Source organism: Rhizobium sp. CNPSo 3670, assembly GCF_057784555.1.
The window spans coordinates 1-12,173 of sequence record NZ_JBXSOL010000002.1 but is presented as its reverse complement, the minus strand read 5'-3'; the positions used below and the strand labels follow the sequence as shown (position 1 = coordinate 12,173).

The 12,173-nt window shown below is 61.4% G+C and carries 13 protein-coding genes; 6 read left to right on the top strand and 7 right to left on the bottom strand.

Translation table 11 applies throughout. The annotated features are described in order from the left end of the window. Window positions 1-109: 109 nt before the first annotated feature. From AC13QO_RS01760 to AC13QO_RS01745, 4 genes are all read left to right on the top strand, one after another. Window positions 110-727, top strand: coding sequence for a DUF1236 domain-containing protein (locus AC13QO_RS01760; protein ID WP_488539756.1), 618 nt, complete (start codon window positions 110-112; stop codon window positions 725-727). Between the two features lie 343 nt (window positions 728-1,070). Then, a complete protein-coding gene (locus tag AC13QO_RS01755; RefSeq protein WP_085778896.1) occupies window positions 1,071-1,562 on the top strand; it encodes a MarR family winged helix-turn-helix transcriptional regulator in 492 nt (163 codons plus the stop codon). Then, window positions 1,563-2,264, top strand: coding sequence for a response regulator (locus tag AC13QO_RS01750; RefSeq protein ID WP_011426251.1), 702 nt, complete (start codon window positions 1,563-1,565; stop codon window positions 2,262-2,264). Window positions 2,265-2,338: 74 nt separating this feature from the next. Next, window positions 2,339-3,715, top strand: coding sequence for an ATP-binding protein (locus tag AC13QO_RS01745; protein ID WP_085778895.1), 1,377 nt, complete (start codon window positions 2,339-2,341; stop codon window positions 3,713-3,715). Here AC13QO_RS01745 and AC13QO_RS01740 read toward each other — a convergent pair. After that, the gene (locus AC13QO_RS01740) at window positions 3,712-4,134 is read right to left on the bottom strand and encodes a winged helix-turn-helix transcriptional regulator (RefSeq protein ID WP_488539755.1); all 423 of its coding nucleotides are present in this window, start codon (window positions 4,132-4,134) and stop codon (window positions 3,712-3,714) included. The genes AC13QO_RS01745 and AC13QO_RS01740 overlap by 4 nt on opposite strands. A gap of 71 nt (window positions 4,135-4,205) precedes the next feature. Here AC13QO_RS01740 and AC13QO_RS01735 point away from each other — a divergent pair, with 71 nt between their 5' ends. Then, complete coding sequence (locus AC13QO_RS01735; protein ID WP_488539754.1) at window positions 4,206-5,078, top strand: oxidoreductase; 873 nt, start codon at window positions 4,206-4,208, stop codon at window positions 5,076-5,078. A gap of 59 nt (window positions 5,079-5,137) precedes the next feature. Here AC13QO_RS01735 and AC13QO_RS01730 read toward each other — a convergent pair whose 3' ends face one another. The 3 genes from AC13QO_RS01730 to AC13QO_RS01720 form a co-directional block, all read right to left on the bottom strand. Further along, window positions 5,138-5,599 (bottom strand): BA14K family protein, encoded by a 462-nt coding sequence (locus AC13QO_RS01730; RefSeq protein ID WP_085780142.1) that lies wholly within the window; start codon window positions 5,597-5,599, stop codon window positions 5,138-5,140. A 147-nt stretch (window positions 5,600-5,746) separates the two neighbouring features. Continuing rightward, window positions 5,747-5,962, bottom strand: coding sequence for a cold-shock protein (locus AC13QO_RS01725; protein ID WP_003561293.1), 216 nt, complete (start codon window positions 5,960-5,962; stop codon window positions 5,747-5,749). A gap of 485 nt (window positions 5,963-6,447) precedes the next feature. Next, window positions 6,448-7,338: a DMT family transporter gene (locus AC13QO_RS01720; protein ID WP_085778893.1), complete on the bottom strand. Its 891-nt coding sequence runs from the start codon at window positions 7,336-7,338 to the stop codon at window positions 6,448-6,450. Between the two features lie 99 nt (window positions 7,339-7,437). Between AC13QO_RS01720 and AC13QO_RS01715 the strand changes: the two genes are divergently transcribed. After that, window positions 7,438-7,908, top strand: a complete 471-nt coding sequence (locus tag AC13QO_RS01715) for a DUF3052 domain-containing protein (protein WP_488539753.1) — start codon at window positions 7,438-7,440, stop codon at window positions 7,906-7,908. A gap of 4 nt (window positions 7,909-7,912) precedes the next feature. Here AC13QO_RS01715 and AC13QO_RS01710 read toward each other — a convergent pair whose 3' ends face one another. From AC13QO_RS01710 to AC13QO_RS01700, 3 genes are all read right to left on the bottom strand, one after another. Continuing rightward, entirely contained in the window at window positions 7,913-9,055 is a 1,143-nt protein-coding gene (locus tag AC13QO_RS01710; RefSeq protein WP_488539752.1) for a PQQ-dependent sugar dehydrogenase, read from the bottom strand. A 58-nt stretch (window positions 9,056-9,113) separates the two neighbouring features. Continuing rightward, the gene (locus AC13QO_RS01705; protein ID WP_488539751.1) at window positions 9,114-9,875 is read right to left on the bottom strand and encodes a class GN sortase; all 762 of its coding nucleotides are present in this window, start codon (window positions 9,873-9,875) and stop codon (window positions 9,114-9,116) included. After that, on the bottom strand, window positions 9,865-12,173 hold a 2,309-nt coding region (locus AC13QO_RS01700; protein WP_488539750.1), incomplete at its 5' end, for a marine proteobacterial sortase target protein. The genes AC13QO_RS01705 and AC13QO_RS01700, both read right to left, overlap by 11 nt.

Here is a 12,173-nt window from a genome sequence, read left to right as displayed (position 1 = left end):
ATTGATTGGGAGGGCGTATCTGTAGGGGGCGTTTTGCCCCGGCGGGGCGCGTCGGAACATCGTGGAACACCGCGCGTTGTCCGGCCATCGAAACCAAGGAGACGCTCACATGACCTTGAAGAGAAACATCCTGTTGGCTGGAGCCGTGCTCCTGGCGAGCGGCGGTCTGGCGCAGGCGGAGATGGTGGCGACCACGGTCAACGATCTCAACGTCCGCGCAGGTCCAGGCCCGCAATATCCGGCAGTCGGCCTTGCCACCCGCGGTTCGACCGCGGTGCTCGACGGCTGCATCGAAGGTAGCCGCTGGTGCCGTGTCGACGTCAACGGCATGCGCGGCTGGGTCTATGCGGATTATCTGCAGATGGACTACGGCGGCAACCAGGTTATCGTCGAGCAGCATCGCGCCGAGATCGGCGTTCCCGTGGTGACCTACGAGTCGACCGCCAGCGTTGTCCCGGCCGACCCGCAACCGGCGCCGGGCGATGAATTGATCGGGCCGGTTGGAGCCGTCGAAACGATCGCTCCGCCGGAGACGGTGCGGACCTATATCGAGACCAATCCGACCGAGACGGTGCGGCTTGGCGGCGATGTGGTCGTCGGCGCGGAAGTGCCTGCCGACGTGACTTTCCAGACCATTCCGGATTACGAATATCGCTACACAAGGATCAACGACCGGCCCGTCCTCGTCGATCCAGGTACGCGCCGGATTGTCTACGTCTATCAATAAGATCATCGGCAACTATGAAAGGAGGCGGTCGGCAGGCCGCCTCGTTCGCGCAATCCTCCTCCCGCCTTTGAAGCCACTCCAAATCTCCGCCGGGGCTTCACTCGCCATGCCTGTTGATTGTTGTCCCCATTACGTTTTATCCAAGACGTCGGGGGAGTTGCTTATTGCGTCAGAAGTTCCGGGCGGGCCTTGGTTACCCAAGAAATATCAGGGAAATTGCGAAATAAGCTCGGGCTCCCACGAAGTTCGGTGAAGCTGGCAGCCGCGTAAATTTAGGTCAATAATACTGACCTATGTATGCGGAAGTTTCCCGCAACGCGCGCAACGAGAAAGGAAATGTGGAGTGTCACGACAGACCGGTCCCAAAGCAGGCAAGCCGGAGCCGTTGGCCACGCCAATGGAGGATACAGGCGGTATCGATTTCGAGATGATCGAACTATTCTTCTTCGCCTATCGCGACTTCGTTTCTGATCCTGACGCCATCCTCGAAAAGAGCGGCTTCGGACGGGCGCATCACCGCGTCGTGCATTTCGTCAACCGCAATCCCGGCATGACGGTTGCTGATCTTCTCGACACACTGAAGATCACCAAGCAGAGTCTTGCAAGGGTGCTGAAACAGCTGATCGATTCGGGCTATATTCGCCAGGTGGCCGGTCCTGAGGATCGGCGGCAGCGCAAGCTTTATCCGACGAAATCGGGGCGCGAGCTGGCGCTTGCCCTTGCAGAGCCGCAATCGCGCCGCATTGAGCGGGCATTCGAAGGAGCCTCTGCGCAGGTGCGGGAGGGCGTGAAGGCCTTCCTTGGAGGCATGCGGGATAGAAAGAAGGCGGATTGAATGGCGGTCAAGACAGGTATTTCCGACGATGCGGCGCATCTGCTGGTGGTCGACGATGACTCCCGTATCCGCGCGCTGCTCAATCGTTATCTCGCGGAGAACGGCTTTCGCGTCACTGTCGCGGCCGACGGCGCCGAGGCGCAGCGCAAACTTGCCGGTCTCGATTTCGATCTCATCATCATGGATGTGATGATGCCGGGCGAATCCGGCATCGACGTCACCCGCGGGCTTCGCGCCATCAAGAACGTGCCGATTATCATGCTGACGGCGCTGGCGGAATCAGGCAATCGCATCGAAGGCCTTGAGGCCGGCGCCGACGATTATCTCTCCAAACCCTTCGATCCGCGCGAGTTGGTCCTGCGCATCAACAATATCCTGCGCCGCAATGCCAACGGTGAGGGGCTGAAGATCGAACAGGTCATGTTTGGGCCCTACACTTTCTCCCTGACCCGCAAGGAGCTGAAGAAAGCCAGCGAGGTGATCCGGCTTACCGATCGCGAACAGGAAATCATGCTGCTCTTTGCGCGGCGCGCCGGTGACACCATCCCCCGTCACGAATTGATCGGCAATGACACAGAGGTCGGCGAGCGGACGATCGACGTGCAGATCAACCGGCTCAGGCGCAAGATCGAGGAGGATCCGGCCAATCCCGTCTGGCTGCAGACGGTGCGCGGTATCGGATACAGGCTGAGCATCGACTAGATTTGAGAAGTGGAGCATGATGCGGAGGACGGTTCACACTTTCCGTATCGCGCTCTGAACGGCCGGGACCGACGATGGTGACAATGGACAGTTTGCGGCGGGAAGACCGCGCTCCGGCGGCGGGCTGGCGCTGGATCGTCCGCTGGCTGCGGCGCCGATTGCCCACCGGGCTCTACGCGCGCTCGCTGCTGATCATCATCATCCCGATGGTGCTGCTGCAATCCGTCGTCGCCGCCGTCTTCATGGAGCGTCACTGGCAAATGGTGACCGAGCGCCTGTCGCTCGCCGTCACCCGCGACATCGCCGCCATCATCGAGATCGTCGAGACCTATCCGCAGAATTCCGACTATAGCGAGATCATCCGCATCGCGCGCGATCAGCTTAACCTGCAGATTTCGATTGAGCCGGACGGCGATCTGCCGCCGCCGCGCGTCAAGCCCTTCTTCTCGATCCTTGACGGCATCCTCAGCGATGAGATCACCGACGAGATTCACCGGCCTTTCTGGATCGACACGGTTGGCAACTCGAACCTCGTCGAAATCCGGATCAAGCTCGAGAACAAGATCCTGCGGGTGCTGGCCAAACGCAGTCAGACCTATGCCTCCAACACCCACATCTTCATCGTCTGGATGGTCGGCACATCGCTGGTGCTGATCGGCATTTCGATTCTCTTCCTGCGCGGGCAGATCCGGCCGATCCTGATGCTGGCGCGGGCTGCCGAAAGCTTCGGCAAAGGGCAGAAGCCCGACAATTTCTATCCGCGAGGCGCCGACGAGGTCAGGCGCGCCGGCCTTGCCTTCATTCTGATGCGTGAACGCATCGAGCGGCAGATCGAGCAGCGTACGGCGATGCTTTCCGGCGTCAGCCATGATCTGCGCACCATTCTCACCCGCTTCAAGCTGCAACTGGCGCTCGCCGGCGACAATCCCGACCTGCATGGCCTGAACGACGACGTCAATGATATGCAGACGATGCTGGAGGCCTACATGGCCTTCGCCCGCGGCGAGGTCGAAGAGGATGTCGGCGAACTGAAGCTCAGCGAGATCTTCGCCAAGCTGGAATCCGATTTCGTCCTGCATCGTAAGCAGTTCAGCTATTCGATCGAAGGCGACGACGACATTTCCGTCAGGCCGAATGCGTTCACGCGTCTCGTCACCAACCTTGCCTCTAACGCGCGCCGTTATGCCAATAGGCTCGACATCGAGGCCAAGCACAATGCCAAGTGGCTGACTGTTATCTTCGACGATGACGGGCCGGGCATTCCGGAAAAGAATCGCGAGGACGTGTTCAAGCCGTTCTTCCGGCTGGACGCAGCCCGCAACCTGGATGCATCCGGCACCGGCCTCGGTCTTGCGATTGCCCGCGATATTGCTCGCAGCCATGGCGGCAACGTCACGCTGGGCGACAGCCCGCTCGGGGGCTTACGGGCAACGATCCGTATTCCGGCCTAATTGTCCGTTGCCGTCAGCTTCACGGCCTTGCGCGAATCGAACTCATCCAGGCGCTCCACGATCCAACGCCAGAGAGTGACGACCTGCATGAGGAGGTCGCGGCCAAGCGGCGTCAATTCATATTCAACGCGCGGTGGAATCTCGGGATAGAGGGTGCGAATAATGAGGCCGTCGCTTTCGAGGGTACGCAGCGTCTGCGTCAGCACTTTCTGGCTGATGCCCTCGATCCGCTCCATGAGGCGCGAGAAGCGTAAGGGCGCGCCGGCATCCGATGGTGCGTGCAGGATGCGCAGTGGCCATTTCGCCGCCGCCCGTTCTATCAAGGCGCGCGCCCGTGCATCCTGCTCATCGGTCATGTTGCAGCAGAAATCGAATATGTCGCCGGCCACTTCAGTTACCTCGAGGTGTGTATAGATCATTCTGGTACCTTCTTTCGATAGGGAACAATAGGACCTACATGCTCGGGGAACCAATCAAGGAGAAGTTTCCGATGTCGAAGGTGTGGTTAATTACAGGCAGTTCGCGTGGTCTCGGCCGGGCGCTGGCGGAGGCGGTTCTGGCCGCCGGCGATAATCTGGTGGCGACGGCGCGCGATCCTGCCCGGCTTGCGGATCTTTCCGGACAATATGGCAATCAGGTGCTGACGCTGGCGCTCGACGTGACCGACGAGGAAGCGGCAGCTGCCGCGGTGGAAGCTGGCGTGAAGCGGTTCGGCCGTATCGATGTGCTTGTCAACAATGCCGGCTACGGCAATGTCAGTCCGATCGAGGATACCAGCCTCGCCGATTTCCGAGCCCAGGTCGAGACCAACCTCTTCGGTACTGTTATCATGACCAAGGCGGTGATCGCCCTGATGCGCGAACAGCGTGTGGGCCATATCATCCAGTTCTCATCCGTCGGCGGCCGTATCGGACCGGCCGGACGTGGCGCCTATTCGGCAGCCAAATTTGCAGTCGAGGGCTTTTCGGAGGTGTTGTCGAAGGAAGTCGCGCCATTCGGCATCAAGGTGACAGTGGTCGAACCCGGCGGTTTCAGAACTGATTTTGCCGGTGCCTCGACGGTGCTGGCCGAGGGGCGCGCGGACTATGCGGAAACGGTCGGCGCCACGGTGCGCTTCCAACGTGAATATGACGGCCGTCAACCTGGCGATCCTGCCAAAGCGGCCGCCGTCGTCATTCACATTGCCGGTCTCGATCAGCCGCCGCTCCGGTTGCTGCTCGGCAGCGATGCTGTGCGCAATGTCGAGAAGGCGGATGCGGCACGCATCGAGGCCGATCGGGCATGGCGCGCGGTCAGCGTCTCGACCGATTTCGAGCCGGATGCCGAGATGCGGGCGATGCCCTGGGAGAAGAAGGCGGGCTGAACGAGGCAAAAACAAAAGCGCCGCTTGAGAGCGGCGCTTCGCGATGACGTGTTGGCAGATCAGCCGGCGGTGCAGAAGTGACTGCGGCCATCATTGCCGATATAGGTGCCGCTGCGCGGATCGAAGGAGCGGTAGCGGTAGGAGCAATAACGCTCCCATTGCGGTGACCAGGGCTCTACCGACGCGCGCGCAGGCGCATAATATCTAGGCTGTTCAACATATTGCGGCTGCTCGACATAGACGCGGCGCGGAGCGCGATAGACCGGAGCCGGCTCGTAATATTCTGGCTCGTACGGCGGGTCGATGTAGCGGGGTTCGTCATAAACAGGGCCATTATTGGCGTTGGCGATAGCCGAGCCGACAATCAAACCGGTGGCGAGACCGACAGCGCCACCGACGAGGGCATCGTTGTTGTGATGATGGCGCCAGTGGTGGTCACCGGCCGAGGCCTCGCCGATGACGGAGAGAGAAAGCGCGGCAGCCGTTGCCGTCAGCAGAAGAGTTTTGGCGAGCCTGTTCATAAGCATCAAGTCCTAATCTCGGAAACCGAACGCCGGTTCCTTCTCGATGGTGTCAGTCCTAAAGATTTCTGGCTGAACGAAGGCTGAACGACAAAACCCGGCATTGCTGCCGGGCTTCAACTCGAATTCGACAGCCTTGTTAAGGGCTCAGCCGGCAATCTGCAGATTGACGGCCTTGGGGCCCTTGCCGCGGCGATCCGGCTCCGTGTCGAAGCTTACCTTCTGGTTTTCCGTCAAACCGGCCAGCCCGGAGGCCTGTACGGCAGAAATGTGAACGAAGATATCGGCGCCGCCCCGGTCCGGCTTGATGAAGCCGAAGCCCTTGTCGGTATTGAAGAATTTTACAGTGCCAGTCTCGGCCATGCGTCAGGTCCTTTTCTCTCTGCCCGCCATCCACACGGGCAGCATCATAGCATTGCCTCCTTGCGGGAGGCGTTGGCAGGCAAGTCTTGAAATTTGAGAAAAAGGTCCCCTCTACCTCGGCCTGCTCCAAGCAGGACTTTCGCCTGCTTTGTTTGGAACCGGCTGACCGGAATATTAGCGTTCCCGGCGCGCAAATACTTAAGGACTTCCCATGCTCGCAAAATGCCCGAACGCGCTGAGAGTGCTGCGTTTAAGGGATTTTGGCAAGCAAAAGTTTTTTAACGTGTCCTTCCGGGCACACTGCTGCCCACGTCTGGTTTGCACAAAAACGCAAAATTTCCGTCGCGAATGGGAGATGATTAACGATTTATAGTCGCCCGCAATGTAAGTTTCGGGCAGATTTTGCCAAAAATACAACGTAAACGGGCTAGCGAGTTCCCTAAAAATTTTTTGAATCCGGCGTCCATCCATATTTGGACGCATGTTCAGGCGGCTGACAACCGGCGGCGAGCAAAGCCGGGCACGATCTCGACTACAAGCATAGCGATAAACATTAGCGCACAACCTGTATATCCGGTGGCCGGCATCGACTCACCGAGAATCAGGGCTGCGAGCGATGCGCCGAAGAGCGCTTCGGACGAAAGGAAGATCGCCGCCTGCGACGGAGTCGTGTAGCGCTGGGCAATCACCTGCAGCACGAAGGCCAAGCCGGACGAGAAGATGCCGACATAAAGGATCTCAGGTCCTGCGGCCCAAATCGCCGAAAGGCTGATCGGTTCGACCGCTGCGGCAACGGCCAACGCGCAGGCCGTGGTGACGGCAAATTGCGTGGCGGCCAGCGCGAGCGGCCTTCCGCTCTCGGAGACGGTCATGCCGGCAAGGGTGATCTGGATCGCCCAGAAGGCGGCGCAGGCCACGGTCAGGAGATCGCCTGAGGTGAGCGCCGAGAGATGACCGCCGGACAGGAGATAGATGCCGGCGAGCGCCATCAGCGCGCCCGGCCAGATGATCCAATGCGGGGCACGGCGCAGGAAGAACACGGCAATGAGCGGCACGAAGACGACATAGAGGCCGGTGATGAAGCTGGAATTCGTCACCGTCGTCGTCTGCAGGCCGACCTGCTGGGTGGCGGCGCCGCTGAAAAGGGCAAGGCCGGTGAGGATATAGAGCTTGGCATGGCGCGCGCTGGTTTTCACCTCTGCCTTGCGCGCTTCCAGAAGAACGAAAGGCAAGACGGCCAATGTGGCGACGGCAAAACGTAAGGCGATGAACCAGAAGGGGCCGATCGCCTTCATCGCCGTCGACTGCGCGACGAAGCCGCCGCCCCAGATGGCGGCTGCAAGCAACAGGAGGAGGTTCGCCTGAATGCGCGTCATGTCGTCCTCGATGAGGAAGGGAGATCTGTTCGAGCGGTTAGCAGTTGCCTTTCCTCTAGGCAAGGGCGAAGACTTGGCGCTGATGGCGGAGGTGGAGGCATGCAACGCGAAAAACAGACGCCGGCGAGCGGTATGGCGGTATCCGGAATGGCAGGCTATTCCGGTACGCCGCTGGCCAGGAAGCTCGGGCTTGCGCATGGGCAGGCTGCCGCTCTTCTCGGTGTTCCCGAAACGATCGACGACATCAATGGTTTCGGCGGTTTTGCTTCGGTCATCCGCCTGCTTCCCGAGACTCTTTTGCGGGCGCTCGATTATGTCCATCTATTTGTGACTGACCGCGTAGTGTTGGAAGCGGCGGCACCGACGCTGTTCCGGGTCCTGAAGCCCGACGGCATGATCTGGATCTCCTGGCCGAAGAAGAGCTCACGCGTGCCCACCGATATCACCGAGGATGTGCTGCGGGAGATCCTGCTGCCAACGGGCCTGGTCGATGTGAAGGTCTGCACAGTCGACGAGATCTGGTCCGGGCTGAAATTCGTCATTCGCAAGGAATTGCGCGGCGCGCTGTGACCGCTCAACCGTTGTTGGCCTGAGCGCGCGAGACCCTGAGCAGCGCGCCGTCGTCCTCGTCCGTCAGCATCAGCAGCGCGCCGTCGGGCGCTACAATGACGTCGCGAATGCGGCCGTAGTCGCCCTCGAACAAGCGCTCCTCGGCGATGAAGGCGCCGCTCTCGTCGCGCTGCATGCGCGAGAGCAGCTGGAATTTCAGCGCCGCGACGAGGAAGTCGCCGTCCCATTCCGGGAACATGGCGCCGCGATAGACAGCGAGCGCGCCGGGCGCGATCGAAGGATCCCAATAGTGCAGCGGCTGCTCCAGCCCTTTTTTGGCGGTGCCTTCGCCGATCTCGGCGCCTGAATAGTCACGGCCGTAGGTGATGATCGGCCAACCATAATTCTTGCCCGCTTCGATCTGATTGATCTCGTCGCCGCCGCGTGCGCCATGTTCGACGGTGTAGAGCTTGCCGTCCTTCGCATCGAAGGTGATGCCTTGCGGGTTGCGGTGGCCCTTCGACCAGATCTCCGGCAGCGCGTTGCCGCCGTCCTTGAACGGATTGTCGGCGGGAATGCTGCCGTCGGCATTGATGTGGACGATCGAGCCGGCATCGTCCTGCCAATCCTGCGAGCGGTCGCGGTCGCCGCGGTCGCCGACGCTGATGAACAGCGTGCCATCGCGGGCGATTGCGATGCGCGCGCCATATTGGATGTTGCCTGACGTGAAGCGCCGCATGGTGAAGATGGGCGTGACCGCCTGAAGCCTCTTTTCGTCGGGAGACAGCGTTGCGCTGAAAGCCTCGGTGCCGGAGCCCTGCCTGTTGGCGATGGCGGCGGTGAAATAGAGTTTTCTGCTCTTGGCAAAATCCGGGGCAAGCGCCACGTCCATAAGACCGCCCTGGCCGCGGGCATTGACCTTGGGCACGTTGCCGATCGGCTCGGAAAGCTTGCCATTGCGGATGATACGTATGCGGCCCGGCCGCTCGGTGACGAGATAGGCGCCGTCGGGCAATACTTCGACCGCCCAGGGGTGTTCGAGACCATCGGCCAGTTTTTCGACGCGAACCGTAGGACCCTGCGTGTTGACGCTATTGGCCGCATTGGCCGATGTGGCGCCAAACAGAATCAGCGTCGCGGCGAAATGGAAGGCGGATATTCTCGTCATTTGCTTCCCCTCGTCTCTCCATCCGGAACGTGGAGTGGGCAGGGCAGAGCTTCAAGCCTCAGTCTGTCTGTAATAACGGCTTTGTGTTTGCCGGGTGAACGGAGCCGGTCGCGTTACCATTGACCAGTTCGGCTTCGAGGATGTAGCGCAGCGGCCCGCGTTCGGTCGCATCGAAGGGCCAGCAGGTGGCTAGTACGAGGCGTCGGCCATCGGAGGCGGGGTCGATGCCGCTCGCGTCCCAGGGGGCAATGCGGCCTTGGCCGGCCTTGAAGGTCAATAGCTTACCGTCGCGGCGGGTAACTTCGATCGTATCGCCCGGCCTTATATACTGCAGCCAGCGAAAATGGGTGTCGCGATGGGCGGCGATGACGGAGGTGCCCTCGTCACCCGGCTGCGGTGTATTGGCGAGCCAGGCCGGGCCGAAGGCGAGGGCCTCGCCGGATGCGCCGGAAAGCACGATCGCGTCCTTGCCGAGGCGCGGCGCACGCACCCTGGCCATCGTGGTGAAATCGGCCCAGGGCCAGGGTTTCGTCTCCTTGCCGCTCAGTTCGGCGGCAAAAGCACGCTTCAGCAGGATTTGCGAGATTTCCGCCTTCGCCTTCAGCAGGAAGCCGTCGCCGATCAGCGCCAAGCCGTAAAAGGCAAGACCGGCAATGGCGAAGGCGATCGTCTTTTCGATCGGCGAAAGGCGCCAGAGGAAGAAACCCTTTCTCCTCCGTGCCTTCGGCATGTCGTGGGCCGTGGCGGCGGCCATGGCGAGTTCCAGATAGGTCGGAAGCGGCTCGAATTCGACCGCTTCCTGATTGTTTCTAGAAACCATTGCGCTTGGCTCCGGCCATGATGAGACCCTTCGGGCGGCGGCGCCAGATGGCGAGCCCGCTCGCCGCCACCAGGGCCAGCAGCAGCATGGTCAGCCCGCGCATGATCTGCTCGTCGGCGCGCGTCGCCGTCTGCGGCAGGTTCACGGTCGAACTCTTCAGTGCGATCAGCGTGGCGGCTTTCGCCGTTGGTGCAGCAGCCATCAGGTTCGCGATCTCGGGCGACGCGGCGAAAGCCTGTGTTGCGGCTGCGGCCTGTTGCGGTTCGGCGCTTCCATCAGGCGCAGCCGCGCCGTGGCGCTCTGCGCCGCCGGGTGGGACAGAATTTTCGCCGAAAACCTTCCTGAAGTCCCAGCCCTCGGGCAGGTTGAGCGGCAGCTTCGCCGAGCCGAGCGGCTCGTTTGCCGGACGCGACGGCGTGACGTCCACGGCGACCAGGCTGGTGACGCGCGAGACGAGGTGGTGGGCAAGCGCCACCGTTTCGATGTCCTTGTCGAGCGCGGCGGGATCCTGGCGCTCATAGGCGCGGGCCTCGAAATCGTCGATCTTGCGTCGCGCCCAGAGCTTGGAAATGCCGTTGCCGTCTGCGGCATTGGCGATATCCATCTCGACGCGCCAGGGCTGGTTGGCTGTCTTGCCGACGATCTGCAGCTTTCCGGCAGCCTTGTCCTGCGGCAGTTCCGCTGTCAGAACCACAGGCTCGCCGCTATAGAGGTCGGGCATCGGGTTCGGCGTGATATCCTCGGCTTCGATGCCTTCGAAGGTCGCGGCGATATCGGTCATGGCGGGGTTCTGCAGCTTGGCGAAGAGTTCGCTCATGCGGCTTGCCACCTGATCGGTCGAGCCGATCTGGGTGAAGGTGCCGCGGCCGACCTCGGCGGCTTTGGTCATGAAATAAGTGTTCGGCGCCGAGCCGATGCCGACGGTGAAGACGCGGGCATCGCCGCGGCTCGCGGTGATTTCCTGGAAGAGCTGCTGTTCGTTGCCGATCGCGCCATCCGTCAGGAATACGACCTGGCGCAGCGCTCCGCTTGCGATCGGGCCTTGGTTGCGCAGCGCGTCCTCGAGCGCCGGCAGCATTTCCGTGCCGCCATCGGCGTTCAGGCTCCTGATATAAGCGATGGCCTTTTCGCGGTTATCGGGGGTGGCGGCGACGAGGCCGTTGAAATAGTCGGTCATCGTATCGTCGAAACGGATGACGTTGAAGCGGTCCTCGGGGTTGAGCCTGGAGATGGCAAGCGCCAGGCTCTGTCCTGCCTGTTCGATCGACTGGCCGGACATCGAGCCGGAATTGTCGATGACGAAGACCACCTCGCGTTTTGACGGTACTGGAGCATCCGGCGCGGTGGGCGGAGTGATGAAGGCAAGCAGGTAGGTCTTGCCATCAATCGCTTCACGGAACAGGCCGGCGCTTGGCGTCTTGCCGGGAGCGGCTTTCCAGGTGAGCTCGAAATCCTTGTCGGCAGGAACCGCGTCTCCTTTTAGGCTGATCGTTCTCGCCTGGTCGCCGTCCTGTCCGATATCGACGTCGTGGAATGAGGATTTGACTTCACCGAGCGGGAAGCCGGCCTCAAGGTTGATGGTCAGCGAGACGGGGTTGATCCTGGCATTCTCGCGAGGGTCGAGCACCGGAGCTTCGATCTTCTCCCGATTTTCCACCGGGTCGCTCGGCGTTGCGAAGCCGGCGCCGTTGTTGAACTCGACAGTTTGGACGATCGGCGCCGGATTATAGCGCGGCGCGACGACCATCGGGAAACGCAGCGAGAATTCACCGCCGGACTGATGGACCGTTTGCTGATATTCGATCTGCACGACGATCTCTTCACCGGGGCCGATATTGGCAACCTGATTGGTGAAGATGTTCGGCCGCTGCTGTTCGAGCAGCGCCGTCTTCTTGCCCTCGGCCTTGGCCTGCTCATAGATCTCGCGGGCTTCCCGGCGCGGCTTGATCTGGCCTTCGATGAAGCGTTCGCCGATCTGCATCTTCAGCGCGTCAACGGCCGAATTGTCGGGCAGCGGGAAGACGTAGGTGCCCTCGACCCAGCCCTGGCTCGGGTTCTGGAAGCGCTGGGTCACCTTCACCCTGGCGATCGGGCCGGAGACACCGATTGCAACGTCGGTCTTCAGCCGCGGCGCTTCGACATAAAAGCCCGGTTCCTTCGAAGGAAAGAGCAGCGAACCGCTATTGACGTCGTTCGGCCGCACAAAGGCCGCGAGCTGACCGGATGCCTGCCGCGTCTCGGCGCGGGCGGCGGAGGCAAGTCCCAGCATCGCGGCGATGCAGGCGACAAAAACGGTGA